17 protein-coding genes are annotated in these 14,569 nt (G+C 56.1%); 10 read left to right on the top strand and 7 right to left on the bottom strand.

Translation table 11 applies throughout. The features are described from left to right. Window positions 1–75 precede the first annotated feature (75 nt). Complete coding sequence (locus RSAL33209_RS05115) at window positions 76–828, bottom strand: amino acid ABC transporter ATP-binding protein (RefSeq protein WP_012244608.1); 753 nt, start codon at window positions 826–828, stop codon at window positions 76–78. A gap of 134 nt (window positions 829–962) precedes the next feature. Between RSAL33209_RS05115 and RSAL33209_RS05120 the strand changes: the two genes are divergently transcribed. From RSAL33209_RS05120 to RSAL33209_RS16935, 5 genes are all read left to right on the top strand, one after another. Next, entirely contained in the window at window positions 963–1,745 is a 783-nt protein-coding gene (locus RSAL33209_RS05120; RefSeq protein ID WP_012244609.1) for an LOG family protein, read from the top strand. Beyond that, a complete protein-coding gene (locus RSAL33209_RS05125) occupies window positions 1,742–2,179 on the top strand; it encodes a DivIVA domain-containing protein (RefSeq protein WP_012244610.1) in 438 nt (145 codons plus the stop codon). Before RSAL33209_RS05120 ends, RSAL33209_RS05125 begins: the two co-directional genes overlap by 4 nt. After that, a complete protein-coding gene (locus tag RSAL33209_RS05130) occupies window positions 2,176–2,751 on the top strand; it encodes a DNA-3-methyladenine glycosylase I (protein ID WP_012244611.1) in 576 nt (191 codons plus the stop codon). Before RSAL33209_RS05125 ends, RSAL33209_RS05130 begins: the two co-directional genes overlap by 4 nt. Window positions 2,752–2,791: 40 nt before the next feature. Continuing rightward, window positions 2,792–4,003: a hypothetical protein gene (locus tag RSAL33209_RS05135; RefSeq protein ID WP_244862352.1), complete on the top strand. Its 1,212-nt coding sequence runs from the start codon at window positions 2,792–2,794 to the stop codon at window positions 4,001–4,003. Window positions 4,004–4,103: 100 nt separating this feature from the next. Next, window positions 4,104–4,277, top strand: a complete 174-nt coding sequence (locus tag RSAL33209_RS16935) for a DUF3117 domain-containing protein (RefSeq protein WP_080503864.1) — start codon at window positions 4,104–4,106, stop codon at window positions 4,275–4,277. A 107-nt stretch (window positions 4,278–4,384) separates the two neighbouring features. On the opposite strand, the gene RSAL33209_RS05145 is transcribed toward RSAL33209_RS16935, so the two are convergent. Beyond that, on the bottom strand, window positions 4,385–5,017 hold the full coding sequence (locus RSAL33209_RS05145; RefSeq protein WP_041684485.1) for an O-methyltransferase: 633 nt from the start codon (window positions 5,015–5,017) through the stop codon (window positions 4,385–4,387). A gap of 167 nt (window positions 5,018–5,184) precedes the next feature. Between RSAL33209_RS05145 and sigE the strand changes: the two genes are divergently transcribed. The 3 genes from sigE to RSAL33209_RS05160 all read left to right on the top strand — a co-directional run bounded on the left by sigE (window position 5,185) and on the right by RSAL33209_RS05160 (window position 7,073). Next, window positions 5,185–5,856, top strand: coding sequence for an RNA polymerase sigma factor SigE (sigE, locus tag RSAL33209_RS05150; RefSeq protein ID WP_080503768.1), 672 nt, complete (start codon window positions 5,185–5,187; stop codon window positions 5,854–5,856). A 6-nt stretch (window positions 5,857–5,862) separates the two neighbouring features. After that, window positions 5,863–6,624 carry a hypothetical protein gene (locus tag RSAL33209_RS05155; RefSeq protein WP_012244616.1) on the top strand — a complete coding sequence of 254 codons (762 nt, stop codon included), beginning with the start codon at window positions 5,863–5,865 and terminating at the stop codon, window positions 6,622–6,624. Window positions 6,625–6,692: 68 nt separating this feature from the next. Beyond that, window positions 6,693–7,073, top strand: coding sequence for a twin-arginine translocase TatA/TatE family subunit (locus RSAL33209_RS05160; RefSeq protein WP_012244617.1), 381 nt, complete (start codon window positions 6,693–6,695; stop codon window positions 7,071–7,073). A gap of 47 nt (window positions 7,074–7,120) precedes the next feature. Here the strand turns inward: RSAL33209_RS05160 and RSAL33209_RS05165 are convergent, their stop codons facing one another. From RSAL33209_RS05165 to RSAL33209_RS05175, 3 genes are read right to left on the bottom strand one after another with little or no spacing between them, the layout of a single operon-like run. Continuing rightward, window positions 7,121–8,260 carry an Mrp/NBP35 family ATP-binding protein gene (locus RSAL33209_RS05165; protein ID WP_012244618.1) on the bottom strand — a complete coding sequence of 380 codons (1,140 nt, stop codon included), beginning with the start codon at window positions 8,258–8,260 and terminating at the stop codon, window positions 7,121–7,123. After that, a complete protein-coding gene (locus RSAL33209_RS05170) occupies window positions 8,260–8,907 on the bottom strand; it encodes a DUF1003 domain-containing protein (RefSeq protein WP_012244619.1) in 648 nt (215 codons plus the stop codon). The genes RSAL33209_RS05165 and RSAL33209_RS05170 overlap by 1 nt, the downstream gene beginning before the upstream one ends. After that, a complete protein-coding gene (locus RSAL33209_RS05175) occupies window positions 8,900–10,186 on the bottom strand; it encodes a magnesium transporter MgtE N-terminal domain-containing protein (protein ID WP_012244620.1) in 1,287 nt (428 codons plus the stop codon). The genes RSAL33209_RS05170 and RSAL33209_RS05175 overlap by 8 nt, the downstream gene beginning before the upstream one ends. A 148-nt stretch (window positions 10,187–10,334) precedes the next feature. Between RSAL33209_RS05175 and RSAL33209_RS05180 the strand changes: the two genes are divergently transcribed. After that, window positions 10,335–11,093: a general stress protein gene (locus tag RSAL33209_RS05180; protein WP_012244621.1), complete on the top strand. Its 759-nt coding sequence runs from the start codon at window positions 10,335–10,337 to the stop codon at window positions 11,091–11,093. A gap of 95 nt (window positions 11,094–11,188) precedes the next feature. Here the strand turns inward: RSAL33209_RS05180 and RSAL33209_RS05185 are convergent, their stop codons facing one another. After that, the gene (locus RSAL33209_RS05185) at window positions 11,189–12,850 is read right to left on the bottom strand and encodes an aminopeptidase P family protein (protein ID WP_012244623.1); all 1,662 of its coding nucleotides are present in this window, start codon (window positions 12,848–12,850) and stop codon (window positions 11,189–11,191) included. Here RSAL33209_RS05185 and RSAL33209_RS05190 point away from each other — a divergent pair. Next, window positions 12,833–13,678: a PHP domain-containing protein gene (locus RSAL33209_RS05190; RefSeq protein WP_041684487.1), complete on the top strand. Its 846-nt coding sequence runs from the start codon at window positions 12,833–12,835 to the stop codon at window positions 13,676–13,678. The genes RSAL33209_RS05185 and RSAL33209_RS05190 overlap by 18 nt on opposite strands. Before the next feature lie 28 nt (window positions 13,679–13,706). Here RSAL33209_RS05190 and RSAL33209_RS05195 read toward each other — a convergent pair whose 3' ends face one another. Further along, window positions 13,707–14,564 (bottom strand): DNA-methyltransferase, encoded by an 858-nt coding sequence (locus RSAL33209_RS05195; protein ID WP_012244624.1) that lies wholly within the window; start codon window positions 14,562–14,564, stop codon window positions 13,707–13,709. Window positions 14,565–14,569: the final 5 nt, after the last annotated feature.

Below are 14,569 nucleotides of genomic sequence, written 5' to 3' on the forward strand. Positions count from 1 at the left end.
AGATGCTGGCTTTTTAGTGAATCGCATGTTCTACCTTTCGATGGTGCGAGTGAGTTGCTTGATATCAGTCAAGGGTCAGTGCGTCAGAATCTTGGACAGGAAGTCCTTAGCCCGGTCACTCTTAGGGTGCGTGAAGAACTCTTCTGGCGTGGCATCTTCAATAATCTGACCGTCGGCCATGAAAACCACGCGGTCTGCTGCGTTGCGCGCGAAGCCCATCTCGTGAGTCACCACGACCATGGTCATGCCGTCCTTTGCCAAACCGACCATGACGTCCAAGACCTCATTGATCATTTCCGGGTCCAAGGCCGAGGTGGGCTCGTCAAAAAGCATCACCTTGGGTTTCATCGCTAGAGCTCGAGCGATCGCAACGCGTTGCTGCTGACCGCCGGAGAGCTGCGCCGGTAACTTCGCTGCCTGCTGGGCGACCCCCACCCTTTCGAGCAAAGCCATCGCGTCCTTTTCAGCCTCAGTCTTTGAAAGACCTTTGACTTTGATCGGGCCTAACGTGACGTTTTCCAGAATTGTTTTGTGCGCAAAGAGGTTGAAGGCCTGGAAGACCATGCCGACCTCTGCACGCAAATGTGCCAACTCTTTACCTTCTTGCGGCAATAGCTTTCCATCGACCCGAATTTCGCCGTCGTCAATGGTTTCCAACCGGTTGATCGTCCGGCACAAGGTTGACTTACCCGAACCGGACGGTCCGATGACTACGACGACCTCGCCCTTAGCGACGTTCAAATTGATGTTTTGCAGCACGTGAAGTGCTCCGTAATGCTTGTTCACCGCCTTGACTTCCACCAGCGATTCAGCATTTTTACTACTCATGCTTAGAACTTACCGAAAGTTTTCTTGTTATTCACCATATGTCGCAGATTACTCAAGATCGTAACCAAGGTGTGACTGGCGCCACTCCGGGCGGGTAACCCTTTGGGGACCGGCTCATGGCATAGCCTGGCACTATGAGTTCGCCGACTGAGAAAAAGACTGAAGTTCCGTCCAGGCATCGTGGACCGGTGGAACTTCGCCGGAGTCTTGCCCAAGGATCCACTGCGGATCAGCATTTGTTGGATACCCGATCGCCGTCGGAATTCACCAGCACTGATCCTTGGCTTGTACTTCGAATCCAAGCTGAATTCGTTGAAGGCTTTGGCGCCTTGGCCGACGTCGGGCCCGCCGTGAGTGTCTTTGGTTCCGCACGCACTAAACCGGGTACCGATTTTTATGAGACCGGAGTCGAAGTAGGTCGCAAACTTGCGCAGTCTGGATTCGCGGTGATTACCGGTGGTGGCCCGGGCTCAATGGAAGCGGCGAATAGGGGCGCTGTTGAAGGCAAGGGATTGTCGATTGGCCTTGGCCTTGAGCTGCCCTTCGAGCAAGGGATGAACCAATGGGTTGATCTAGGGGCCAACTTCCGATACTTTTTCGCGCGAAAGACGATGTTCGTCAAGTACGCGCAAGGATTCATCGTGCTTCCGGGCGGGCTGGGCACCTTGGATGAACTGTTCGAAGCCATGGTTCTGGTGCAAACTCACAAAGTGACCTCGTTCCCCATCGTGCTGATTGGCACGAAGTTCTGGGGCCCGATGGTGGAGTGGATTCGCGAGACGCTCGTGGCCGACGGTTTGGTCTCGCCCAAAGACCTCAACATCATTTCAGTTGTTGATAGTGCCGAAGAAGCGGTTGCTACCGTAATCGCCGCGATCCGCGGTGACGAAGAGTCATCTGAAACAATAGACCAGTGAGTTATTTCCTCATTTTTCTTGCCGTGATCCTGGCCGGCGCAGTCGCACTTTTCTTAGTGGGGCTCCGCCGCCGTGAGACGCGCGCCTCGAGTGGCCGCTCGGAGCTGGTCAATGACTTGCTCGACGACGGTCTGGCGGCGCCCGTATCCAACCTGCCGCCAGTGCTCCTGCCGGACGCTGCGACGGCGTCCGACGTCGAAAAGGTGCGCTTCTCGCTTGGCCTGCGCGGTTACCGGATGGATCAGGTGGACCAAGTCTTAGACCAGCTGGGGGCTGAACTAGACCAGAAGGACCAACGGATTAACGTGCTGGAAAACCAGCTGAATCCGGTTGCTCAGACGGTACCTGAGCCGTCATTCATTGATGAGGCAATTTTTCAACGACCTCGACACAAGGCAGCCGAAGACCTTGAGGGCAAAGGATCTGCAGGATGAGTGAATTGATCGTTGGCAATGACGGTAAAGCGCGTTGCAATTGGTTTGGCATGCTTGGCGATGAACTTTACGAGCGGTACCACGACCAAGAGTGGGGCCGCCCAGTCAGCGGCGAAATCAACCTCTTTGAACGACTGAGCCTGGAAGCATTTCAGTCTGGGCTCAGCTGGCTGACCATCTTGCGCAAACGTGAAGCCTTTCGGGCAGCATTTGCCGGCTTTGATCCGGAAAAAATCGCAAAGTTCAATGAGACCGATGTGCAAAGGCTCATGGCAGACGCCGGCATTGTCCGTAACGGTGCCAAAATCAAAGCAGTCATCAACAATGCTCAGGCAATGCTGGTGCTGCCGGCGGACACCACGCTGCAGTCTTTGCTGGAAGAGCATCGTCCGGGCCCGCGAGCTAAGGGTGAACCAATTCCGGCTTCAACGTTGGAGTCAGCAGCGTTGGCGAAGACGCTCAAAAAGCACGGATTCCGGTTTGTGGGCCCGACTACCGCCTACGCGATGATGCAAGCGGTCGGATTAGTCAACGACCATCAGCCTGGCTGCTGGGTTGCCCATGAGCTCTAGGGCTACCCGGCCCGGCGTGAACCAGATGATCTGGGAGAGTGTGCTCCAGCTCGTTCGTCCGGTAGCCAGATCACCTTGGTGGTTACGGATCACGGTGCTTTATTTGCTCACCCGGCTTGTCACGTTTGTCATCTTCTCTGCGGCAGCGCTGCATCAGGGCCCGAATCCTTGGATTCAAGCCAGCCCTGGTTACCTACAGTTCATCGGTATTTGGGACAGCGAGTGGTATCATCGGATTTTCCAAGATCTATATTCACAAGTTATTCCGCGAGCTGCCAACGGCTCACCGCAAGAGAACGCTTGGGCCTTTTATCCGGTGTTTCCCCTGCTGGTTCGAGGGCTGTGGCTAGTAACGGGTCTTGACTGGCTTGTGTTGGCACCGTTGGTGGCGACCATAGCTGGTTTGGCTGCGACGTTAATGGTCTACAAGCTGTTCCGGCTTTTTGCCAGCACAGTGACGGCGACTTGGGCCATAGCATTCTTGCTCGTCTTCCCGATTTCACCGATTCTGCAGGTGCCGTATTCGGAGTCTCTCAATCTGTTTTTGCTTTCCGCGGCACTGTACCTGGTGATCAAACATCGCTACGTCTTTGCGGTTCCAGTCATGGTTTTGGCTGACTTGTCCCGACCAATCGGCGTGGCCTTTGCCGGATTCGTCTTTTTGCATCTGCTCTTCCGATTAGTGCCAGTGGGGCAGATTAGCTGGGCTGCAATTCGACAGGCCTGGCATCGGATCCCTGTTAGAGAAAGAATCAGCGCGCCAGTTCTGCTCGTTGCTAGTGGACTTGCGGCTTTCGCGTGGCCAATGATCGCCTGGTGGGTTACCGGCGATCAGAATGCCTATACCGACACCGAAACTGTCTGGCGCGGCGGGCCTTTGATCTTGTTCAAGCCTTGGTTCGACTCTGGAGTTCAGCTACTCGGTCCGCTGCTGGGATTGTTGGCCCCACTGCTGCTTATTGCAGCGTGCTTTGTCTATTTGAACTCTGCCTCGGTGCGCAAAATCGGAATTGATTTGCGGCTTTGGTGCGCTTGCTACATCTTTTATCTTTTGGCAGTTTTGCACCCGCAGACTAGTACTTTTCGATTGTTGCTGCCCCTTTTCCCGCTTGCTTTGGCAACGGCATTTATCTCGAAATCCAAGGCGTTCCGTGGCGCGGTACTGGTGAGTTTTCTGCTCTTACAAATCGTCTGGGTGGTCTGGCTATGGGCGTGGGCGCAATTGCCCGGTGGTGGCGACTACCCACCTTGATGGTTTGTCAAGCGTGAGTACCAATTGGCTCCAGAGTGTGATCTACGAGATAATGGACCAAGCGATCATTCGCTCGAGCAACTGTGAAGGGGTTTACCTGATGGCGGCTATGAAGCCCAGAACCGGTGACGGTCCAATGGAGGTCACGAAGGAAGGGCGCAGCCTGATTATGCGTGTTCCGCTTGAAGGCGGCGGACGGCTAGTGGTCGAACTTAATCTCGACGAAGCAACTCGTCTTAAGGATTGCCTTCTTGGTGTGACCGGACAAAGCTAGCTCGCAGCCCGCCTTCTTCTGCGATTGCCGCTATGGGCGGACTGCCAACTTTCAGGGCAGTCTGATACCTAAGCAGGCACTGCAGCGAGGGCGGGCAGCAAGCTGGTCTAGCGCTTAACTGCGAGTAATACGCCGTCCCCAGTGGGTAACAATGTCGAAACTAACCGTTCGTCATCACGAATGTTTTTTCCTACTTCTCGGAGCACCACTGTGCTGGCCTCGCGGACCGCGGGCTCGGCAACCCGATCTTTGTCGAGTGCATCGTTCACAATCAGCAAGCCGCCAGCCTTGAGTAGCCGTACTGCTTGGTCAACATAAATCGGGTATGAGGCTTTATCAGCATTCACGAAGACCAGATCGTAGGCCGCGTCAGTCAATCGAGGCAGCACATCGGCGGCGCGACCGCTAATGGTCCGGGTCCGGTTCGCCGGAAATCCTGCTTCGCTGAAGGCTTCGCGGGCGGCTTTGAGGGTTTCAACATCGCCATCGATGCTGGTCAAAACAGCTGCCGTAGGCAAGCCTCGCAAGAGGTAGACGCCTGAGACGCCGGCACCGGCGCCGATCTCGACGGCGGTCTGAGCCTTCGAAGAGGCGGCCAAAACGCTCAGAAGCGCTCCGGTTGCGGGCGTGACCGTGGGGGATCCCAGCTCATGTGAACGCTCTCTGGCGCGCAGCAATCTTTCGTCCTCCACCGGGAGGCCTTCGGTATACGACCAACTTGTGGTTTTGTCCGTGCTCATGATGCCAAGCCTACTGCGAATTGGCACTTTGAATGTCTTCTGCTTCAGCTCTGCGCGGAATAGCTCTTTGGCACAGGAAACTTCCAGTCGAATCTGTTATGATAAGTCTTCCAGAATTCTCGGGGGTGGGCCCTTTGGCACTAAACGTGGCAATAGAAAATTCGGCAATGAACTCTGCGTCAAAAGCCGCAGCCGTGCCGGCCGTTGACGCGGCTCCGTTAGAGCGGAGCGCCTTCATTGACGCTGCCGGTGAAGAATGGGTCGCGCCCAGCTGGGAAGAAGTGGTGCGCAACCATTCAGCCAAAGTTTTCCGGCTCGCTTATCGCCTTACCGGAAATAAATTTGACGCTGAAGATCTCACTCAAGAGGTTTTTGTTCGCGTATTCAGATCACTAGCGAATTTCACGCCCGGCACTCTCGATGGCTGGTTGCACCGGATCACAACAAATCTGTTTCTCGACCAAGCCAGACGCAAATCTCGAATCAGGTTTGACGCGCTCGCCGAAGATGCTGAGACCCGGTTGCCTGGCCGGGATCCTGGTCCTGAGCGTAGTTTTGAATTTAACAACTTAGACGTAGACATTCAGAAGGCTCTGGATGCGCTGCCACCGGATTTCCGGGCTGCCGTTGTGCTCTGCGATCTTGAAGGTCTTTCCTACGACGAGGTTGCTGCGGCGCTCGATGTGAAACTTGGCACTGTCCGCTCGCGAATTCATCGTGGCAGAATCATGCTCCGGGCCTCTTTGGCGCACCGCGACCCTCGGCCGTTGTCTACGCAGCAACCTGCGGTCAAGAAGCTACCGAAGCTGAAGTTGCCGCGCATCGTCAGCGCACACTAAATCAAGATGGTGGCACCGATCCCTTCACCGTTCAATTCTGACTCGCCGATTTCCGAGGATCTGACCAGAAAGATCCTGCAGCGAACACAAAACATCAGTACCACCTGCTCGGAAGAGTTGCGCTTGCCGTACCGGCACAGCCCGTGGAAGAAGCCGGCGTTCTTTGGCGCCTGCTTAGTAGCAATCACCGGTCTATTTGGTGGTGCAATCTATTTAGTTGGCGCACCAGACCCAAGCCAGGAGATCATTGCGCAATGGCCAGCAACTCCGGCAGGCGGTTTAGCGTTAGTCGGTAATGAGGATATTGCCAAACTGCGGCAATCTGGCTGGACCTGCCCAGATTTGCACGCGTTGGGCTTCAAGCTTGATCAAGCCCAAGGCGCGGTGCTGGACGGCTCACCCACGCTCAAGCTGAAGCTTAGCGACGGCGGAAATTCGGTCACCGTATACGAGCGGCATTCGACCAGCTCCGGTAGCACAGCGCCGATGAATCCTTTGACTGGTCATCCAGCGTCGCAAGATGGCTTTCAACCCCTTGGCGGTGGCAAAGTCTGGCTTCAGCCAGGGCCTACCTGGCAAGCGGTGCTTGCCTCGGGAGACACCAGCTATTTAATGGTGAGTAACATGCCGCCGAGCTCGCTCAAACCAGCCACAGCAGCGCTCACCTCGGGGCCGACGTCGAATTCAACCTTGGCAGTCACCGGGCCAAGCAACGACCTCTCGAGTCGACTCATGCGCGGCTTGGCACGAATCCTAGCGATGGAGTGATGATGCGCGTTAATCTTTTCGAGCCGAGTCGTGGGGGCCCGCGCTAAGCGGGTAATGTTTGCTCAGAAATGTTTAACATCAACGGCTTCGAATTCCTGATCATCGGCATCATTGCGGTGCTGGTCATCGGTCCAAAGCGGCTGCCAGAATATACGCAAAAGTTCCGTAATTTTGTCCGAGAAGCTCGCCGAATGGCTAGTGGGGCTCGCGATCAGATCAAAGAAGAGGCTGGCGTCGATCTCAGCACGATTGATTGGCAAAAGCTGGACCCGCGGCAATATGATCCGCGCAGAATTATTCGCGAAGCGCTGCTTGATGACGACGTCAAACCGGTTTCCGAAGGTGCTCCGGTGGCTGCGGCAATCGAATCGGCCCCGCCAGCACCAGTTCGCGAAGTTGAGCGCCTGCCAACGGGGCAACGCGCGCCGTGGGACGCTGAAGCCACCTAAGCCAACATTGGCAACATTGGCAAGACAGACAGATTAGGCCCGGCAGATTAAGTCGGCGAGACGCCCAAATTTCGGCCGGCCAATCCGCGCGGTCGTCCGGCCAGCTGCTCGGCAATCGCAATCAATGCCGAGCCCGCGGCTGATGCTGGGTCACTCAGAACAATCGGCAGACCAGAATCGCCGCCTTCTCGAAGGGCAATGTCGAGTGGTACTTGGCCCAGCAACGGAATTTTACTGCCAATTGTTTGCGTAAGCCTGTTTGCAAGCTGCTCGCCGCCACCCTGACCGAAAAGCTCGATTCGGCCGCCGTCTGGCAACTCCATCCAGGACATATTTTCCACAACGCCGATGACTTTTTGCTGTGTTTGCAGCGCAATCGCTCCCGCTCGTTCGGCAACCTCGGCTGCTGCCGATTGCGGCGTCGTGACCACCAGAATCTCAGCATGCGGGAGTAGCTGGGCGGCTGAGATGGCGATGTCTCCCGTACCGGGGGGTAGGTCCAGGAACAACGCATCTAAATCACCGAAGTAGACGTCGGTCAGGAATTGCTCTAGTGCTCGGTGCAACATCGGTCCGCGCCAAGCAACCGGTTGGTTCCCGGCCACGAACATGCCGATCGAGATGACTTTTACGCCGTGGGATACCGGGGGCAGAATCATTTCGTCAACCCGGGTAGGCTGCTTGACGCTGCCGGCATGGCCCAGGCCCATCAGACCTGGCACTGAGAATCCGTAGATATCCGCATCAATGATGCCGACTTTCAGGCCCTGAGCCGCCATGGCGCAGGCTAAGTTCACGGTCACACTAGATTTGCCAACTCCGCCCTTGCCACTAGCCACGGCATAAATCCGGGTGAGTGAGTCAGGGCGATTGAACGGTATTTCGGTACGATCTTTCTCTGGACGCAAGAGCGATTTCAGCTCTGCGCGTTGCTCCGTACTCATGACGCCAAGTTCAACCTCAACGGAGGTGACACCCGGTACAGAAACCAATGCTGCGCGGGAATCAGCCGTGATGGTGTCTCGAAGCGGGCAACCAGCGATGGTTAGCAATACCCGTACCGTGACTCGGCCGTCGTCGTCGGCCGAGACACTTTCGAGCATGCCTAACTCAGTAATAGGACGGCGCAGTTCAGGGTCGATCACCGATGTCAGCGCGACGCGAAGGTCCTCGTTGCTGGGACGCATTACGAAGCCGGAGCTGCCGGCGGCTCTGAAGAATCCAGCGGCTTTTCGGTTACCGTCTTTTTCTTGACCTTGGGCAGCGCTTGTGTTTTAGGGGAGCCTTTTGAATCTCTAGATTTCTCCCGCGGGCGTTCGCTTTCTTCAGATTCGTTGGCGCTCAGTAAGTCTTCCAAAAGTGACTTCAGCTCAGATCTCACAAAGTCACGGGTAGCAACTTCACGCAATGCGATACGCAATGAGGCGAGCTCTCGCGTGAGGTACTCAGTGTCAGCCAAATTGCGTGCTGCGGTTTGCCGATCTTGCTCAATGGCTACCCGGTCCCGGTCATCTTGACGGTTTTGGGCCAACAACAACAGCGGCGCAGCGTAGGAGGCCTGCAACGACAGGATGAGCGTGAGCAGTGTGAAGTTCAGTGCCCGCGGATCGAACTGCAATTCTTCCGGAGCTAGAGTGTTCCAGCCTAGCCAAGCCGCACAGAAGAGCGTCATGTAAAGCAGGAACTGCGGAGTACCCATGAATCGCGCGAAACCCTCGGTCAACCGACCGAAGGAATCTGGGTCGGGAGAAAATCGAGGGAAGAGCCGCGAGCGAAGTTCTAGCGGGGTGTCTAACCCGCTGTTCTGCCGCTTATCGCTGTATTTTTCAGCCAACTCTGCCTCCTATTTTCTTCAATGGTTCGCCATCTTCATGTGCACGCCAGTCATCTGGTAGCAGCTGATCCAGGAGGTCATCGACCGTCACCGCCCCGACCAGGCGACCGGCGTCGTTGACGACCGGCAAGGAAACCAAGTTATACGAGGCCATAACGTGTGAGACTTCGCTGATGGAGGCTAGATCTGAAACCGGTTCGAGATTCTTATCAACCAAAATGCCGAGTTGTTCTGGCGGCGCACTGCGTAACAACTGTTGCACGTGTACAACGCCTAAGAATCTGCCAGTAGGGGTTTCTAGCGGCGGACGGCAAACGAAAATTGCCGATGCCAATGCGGGGGAGAGCTCTTCGCTGCGCACATGGGCTAAGGCTTCTGCCACGGTAGCTTCCGGCGGCAAGATGACTGGCACCGGCGTCATCAGGCCACCGGCAGTGTCTTCGTCATATTGCAACAGACGGCGAACGTCGTCCGCTTCGTCGGGCTCCATCAAAAGCAAAAGCTCTTCGGCTTTGGCGCTGGGCAAATCCGCGAGTAGATCAGCGGCGTCGTCCGGGTCCATCTCTTCGAGCACATCAGCGGCGCGCTCATTGTCCAGCGCAGAGAGTAGCTGCACCTGATCTTCTTCAGGCATTTCTTGCAGCACATCGGCTAGGCGTTCATCTTGAAGCTCTGAAGCGACTTCGATCCGACGCTTATCGCTCATTGCTTGCAGTGCGTCCGCGAAGTCAGCAGGTTTAAGGTCCTCGTAGCTCGCGACGAGCTGCGTCGCGCCCTGCGGGTCATCTGAGTCGTGGATCGCTTCATTCCAGTCAATCAAGAGCGTGTGACCACGGCTGAGGCGGCGGAGCCGGGAAGCTGAGTTGCCTCGGCGCACAAAGAGTTTACTGATCAACCAGTCGCCATTGCGCTGCTGATCAAGGGCAATATCTTCGACGATTGCGGAACCAGAACCATCGGTCAAAGTCAGTTTGCGGTCAAAAAGCTCGCCAACAACTAACTGTTCGGCGCCACGCTGTTCAAAGCGTCGCAGATTTACCAAACCCGTAGAGATGATTTGCGTTTGGTCCATTGAGGTCAACCGGGTCATGGGCACAAATACTCGTCTTTTGCCGGTGACTTCAACAACGATGCCAACCGCGTGCGGTGCCTGGTGACCACGTGAATGCACGACGACGTCGCGCAATCGCCCCAGGCGATCGCCTCGCGGGTCGAAGACGTCGAGTCCAATAAGACGCGCAATGAAGACGCGGGCCGAGCTAGCATTCGTGTTCACCACTCAAGGCTACTGTTTTAGCGGCTGTCCGTGAAACAACGTCTCGATACTGACACTAAATATAGGTGCACAGCGTTTCCACTGGTTCACTCGCAGCGATACAGCTGTCGCTTGCACCGCGAAATAGGCGAGAATAGGCGAGAATAGATCCATGTCAAACCTTTTTGGAAATGCCCGTACACTCGCAGATCCTCGCAGTGTTCCCGACGGCGACACGGTGGGAACCTACACTTCTTACCTGGATGCCCAAAAAGCTGTGGACTATTTGGCTGACCAACAGTTTCCCGTCCAGCTCGTTTCGATTGTAGGAAACGACCTGAAAATGGTTGAACGGGTGACCGGGAAACTCAGCTATCCCAAAGTGGCGCTCAATGGGGCTCTTACCGGAGCATGGTTTGGTTTATTCGTGGGTGTGTTGTTGTCCTTCTTCAACCCGAATGCGAGCACGTCGTTTCTTTCCATCCCGATTGCCATGGTTTTGGGCGCAGCCTTCTGGATGCTCTTTGGCATCGTGACCTATGGGGCGCAACGCGGGAAACGCGATTTCACCTCAACGTCCCAGGTTTTGGCATCTAGCTATGACGTCATCGTGGCTCGTGAAGCTTCCGCCGAGGCGCAGCGATTGCTAAAGAATCTGCCGATGGCGCAAACTGCGGTGTTGCCGCAGGCCAAACCCAGGGAGCAACACCTACCGGATGCTTCCCAAGCGCCCCAGCGGCCAAGCGGCTGGACCGATCCTTATGCTGCGAAGCAGGACGGTCAAGCTGAAGCAGCTGAGCCCGCCGCGCCAGTTGTCGAAGGTGCGATTGAAACGGCGCGAGGAAAATACCCTGATTTGTGTGACGGTCGGCCGCAGTATGGCGTTCGGGTAGATCCAGAAAAGTCGAAAGATGAACCCTCCGCCGGATAACCCGCGGCAGATGTTTTAACAAACGTAAAGCGCCCGTCTACAGATCAATCTGCGGACGGGCGCTTTACGTTTATTCTTCGAAGTGGAAGCTGAAACTAACGAGCCTGATCCTCGTAAATGCCAGCCATCCAGGATTCGACGTCTTCTGGCGTGCGCGGCAGCGCTGCGGAAAGATTGACATTTCCGTCTGCGGTGACCAAAACGTCGTCTTCAATCCGGACGCCAATGCCGCGGTATTCCTCAGGAACTGCGAGATCGTCGGCTTTGAAGTACAGGCCAGGTTCGATCGTGAAAACCATACCTTCCTCCAGGATGCCGTCAAGGTATAGCTCTGCTTTTGCCTGCGCACAATCGTGCACGTCAAGGCCCAAGTGGTGACTGGTGCCGTGTGGCATCCAGCGGCGATGCTGCTGGCCCTCGGGGGCGAGTGCTTCTTCGACCGGGACGGTCAGTAGTCCCCACTCGACCAGACGCTCGGCAAGCACCTTCATGGCAGCGCCATGCAGCTCGCGGAATTTGATGCCGGGCTTGGCAATCGCGAAGCTAGCATCAGCCGCATCGAGAACAGCCTGGTAGATCTTGCGCTGAGTATCGTTGAACTTTCCATTCACCGGCAGCGTGCGAGTAATATCCGCGGTGTACAGCGAATCTGCCTCCACGCCGGCATCCAGCAGAAGCAATTCGCCGGAATTCACTTGGCCGTTATTGGTGATCCAGTGCAAGGTTGTTGTGTGGTCTCCGGATGCTGCGATGGTCTCGTATCCGAGGCCATTGCCTTCCTCACGGGCTCGGGCCGCAAAGGCCCCTTCAACCACACGCTCGCCGCGATGATGCGTGATGGCACGAGGCAGCGCCTTGACCACCTCCGCGAATCCTTCAGCCGTGGCGGCAACGGCAATTTTGAGCTGTTCAACTTCCCAGTCATCTTTGACCAGGCGGAGTTCGGAAAGCGCTTCAGCGAGTTTCGCATCTAATTCATCGGCTTGCGAAAGATCAACGGTTTCCGGATTTGACGCGGTATTGATCCGAGCCGTGTCGATCAGTGCATCAACGCTGAGATCAACATCTCGAACCAAGCGCACCCGGATGCCACCGAGGCTCTGTTCACCGATGTTTTTAGTCAAAGCAATTTCCAGCTCGGAAAGGTCGGCAGTATTCAGTGCCAGCTCTGCACTCAATTCAGCCAAGGCGGGGCGCTTACCGATCCAGAACTCGCCTGAACGCGCATCAGAATAGAATTCCTTGGTATCCCGGCCAGCCAAGGGACGGAAGTACAGCGTAGCCTGGTGGTTACCGCCGTCGTCGCCGGCGTCCTCATTCACCGGTTCCAAAACTAATACCGCGTCGGGTTCGTGATCTACGCCCAAGCCGGTGAGGTGCGCAAAGGCCGAATGCGGGCGGAACATGTAGTCGGTGTCATTGGAGCGCACTTTGTGCGGCCCGGCAGGCAGCACAAGGCGTTCGCCGCTAAAGGCGGCGCTGATCGCCCGACGCCGTTGGGCGGCAAAGTCGGCGACGGCAGATTTGGCCGGTAGCTCTTGGCTTACCGGAGCCCAGCTAGAACTCATGAACTCTCGGAACGCATCCGAATTCGGTCGCAACGAACGGTTGTTTACCCGATCGATGAGCGGTTGCTCTTGGCCAGTGTTTTCGGTTTCAGGGGTCTCAGTCACGCCCCTAATCCTGCCACCGCTCGCGCAACGCCGCCAGTCGCCATCGCTCGGGGCTAAGGTGGGGTGGTGAGAATTGACCTGCATACGCACTCAAATGTTTCCGACGGCACGGAGTTGCCAGCGTACTTAGTCCAATCTGCCGTTGCGGCGAGGCTGGATGTGGTGGCACTTACCGATCACGATTCCACTGCTGGTTGGCCGGCTGCAAGTGTTGCTGCGCGGGAGTTAGGCATTGCGTTGGTGCCAGGAATGGAAGTTTCTTGCCGAACCAGCGAGGGCATTACCGTGCATTTGCTGAGCTACTTACATGATCCGCAGCATTCAGGTCTTTTAGCAGAAATCAGTAAATCCAAAGACGCTCGACTCCGCCGGGCCGAAAGCATGGTGTCTAAACTGGCGGAAGATTACCCGCTAAATTGGGACGATGTTAGCCAGCACGTTGCCCCGGGGGCGACGGTAGGGCGGCCGCATATTACCGACGCTTTGGTCGCCGCTGGCATAGTCTCGGATCGTAACGAAGCCTTCGCTTCAATTCTTACTTCGCGGAGTAAATACTGGGTTTCGCACTATGCTCCGGACCCGATCCTGGCCGTCGAACTGGTTAGAGCGGCAGGGGGCGTGCCGGTCTTCGCGCACCCGGTAGCGGTGGAACGTGGCCGAGTAGTTTCGGAGGCCGTGTATCAGGACATGATTGATGCCGGACTTGCTGGCCTAGAAATTGAGCATCGAGATAACCCTGCTGAGGGCAAGGAATTCCTTTACAAACTGGCGGCAAAACACGAGCTAATCGTTACTGGGTCCTCGGATTATCACGGCACGGGCAAACCAAATCGTTTGGGCGAAAACCTCACCAGCCCCAACTCGCTGGCAAGGATCGAAGCGCTGGCCACCGGAACCACTGTGGTGCGCTGAAGCCCAGAACCTCTCGGCTCAGATCGTGTCAGGCGCGGACGATTTCAGCTACGTTACTCAGCCTTTGCGTCATGATCTCGATTGCGGCCGGATTCTGGTCAACACAGACGAATCTGCGGTCCAGTGCCACCGAAACTGCGCCAATGGTGCCGGAACCAGCAAAAAAGTCCAAGACCCAGTCGCCTGGTCGTGACGAGGCAGCTACCACTCGACGCAGCAATCCCACCGGTTTCTGCGTAGGATAACCAGTTTTTTCCTTACCCGTGGGAGAAACAATGGTGTGCCACCAGACATCAGTGGGCAACTTACCTAATGCCACTTTCGCCGCGGTGACCAAACCCGGCGCCATATAGGGCTCCCGGTCCACAGCAGCATTGTCAAAGTGATACTTATTCGGGTTCTTGACGTAAACCAAAATATTGTCGTGCTTAGTGGGCCAGCGTTTATTTGCTCGCGCACCAAAGTCGTAGGCCCAGATGATTTCGTTGAGAAAGCTCTCCCGGCCAAAAATTGCGTCCAGCATGACCTTGGCGTAATGGACTTCTCGATAGTCCAGGTGCAGGTAAAGCGTGCCGTCTTCGGAAAGTAAGCGCCAAGCCTCTACTAATCGGGGCTCTAAGAATGCCCAGTAGTCGGTAAAAGCGTCATCATAGTGGTGTAGCGCGCCTTTGACGGTCTCATAATTTTGACCGCAAAAGCCTAGTCGTGAGCCGCTTTGACTACGCACCATAGTGGTGGATTGACGTTTTTGAGTCCGCCCGGTGTTGAAGGGCGGATCCAAATAGATGAGCGAGAACGCCCCATCTGGCAAGGTCGAGAGATAACTGGAATTTTCTGCCTCGACCACCAGATTAGGTCCGTCGTGCCGCCAAGCGTTCCCGCTCATCGAAG

The organism is Renibacterium salmoninarum ATCC 33209, assembly GCF_000018885.1.
GTDB lineage: Bacteria > Actinomycetota > Actinomycetes > Actinomycetales > Micrococcaceae > Renibacterium > Renibacterium salmoninarum.

Bases quoted from the DNA above. Each gene is read 5' to 3' on its own strand.
- RSAL33209_RS16935 (WP_080503864.1), top strand. From the start codon at position 4,104: ATGGCGGCTATGAAGCCCAGAACCGGTGACGGTCCAATGGAGGTCACG.
- RSAL33209_RS05145 (WP_041684485.1), bottom strand. From the start codon at position 5,017: ATGAGCACGGACAAAACCACAAGTTGGTCGTATACCGAAGGCCTCCCG.
- RSAL33209_RS05160 (WP_012244617.1), top strand. From the start codon at position 6,693: ATGTTTAACATCAACGGCTTCGAATTCCTGATCATCGGCATCATTGCG.
- sigE (WP_080503768.1), top strand. From the start codon at position 5,185: ATGAACTCTGCGTCAAAAGCCGCAGCCGTGCCGGCCGTTGACGCGGCT.
- RSAL33209_RS05180 (WP_012244621.1), top strand. From the start codon at position 10,335: ATGTCAAACCTTTTTGGAAATGCCCGTACACTCGCAGATCCTCGCAGT.
- RSAL33209_RS05115 (WP_012244608.1), bottom strand. From the start codon at position 828: ATGAGTAGTAAAAATGCTGAATCGCTGGTGGAAGTCAAGGCGGTGAAC.
- RSAL33209_RS05130 (WP_012244611.1), top strand. From the start codon at position 2,176: ATGAGTGAATTGATCGTTGGCAATGACGGTAAAGCGCGTTGCAATTGG.
- RSAL33209_RS05120 (WP_012244609.1), top strand. From the start codon at position 963: ATGAGTTCGCCGACTGAGAAAAAGACTGAAGTTCCGTCCAGGCATCGT.
- RSAL33209_RS05155 (WP_012244616.1), top strand. From the start codon at position 5,863: ATGGTGGCACCGATCCCTTCACCGTTCAATTCTGACTCGCCGATTTCC.
- RSAL33209_RS05195 (WP_012244624.1), bottom strand. From the start codon at position 14,564: ATGAGCGGGAACGCTTGGCGGCACGACGGACCTAATCTGGTGGTCGAG.
- RSAL33209_RS05185 (WP_012244623.1), bottom strand. From the start codon at position 12,850: ATGCAGGTCAATTCTCACCACCCCACCTTAGCCCCGAGCGATGGCGAC.
- RSAL33209_RS05165 (WP_012244618.1), bottom strand. From the start codon at position 8,260: ATGCGTCCCAGCAACGAGGACCTTCGCGTCGCGCTGACATCGGTGATC.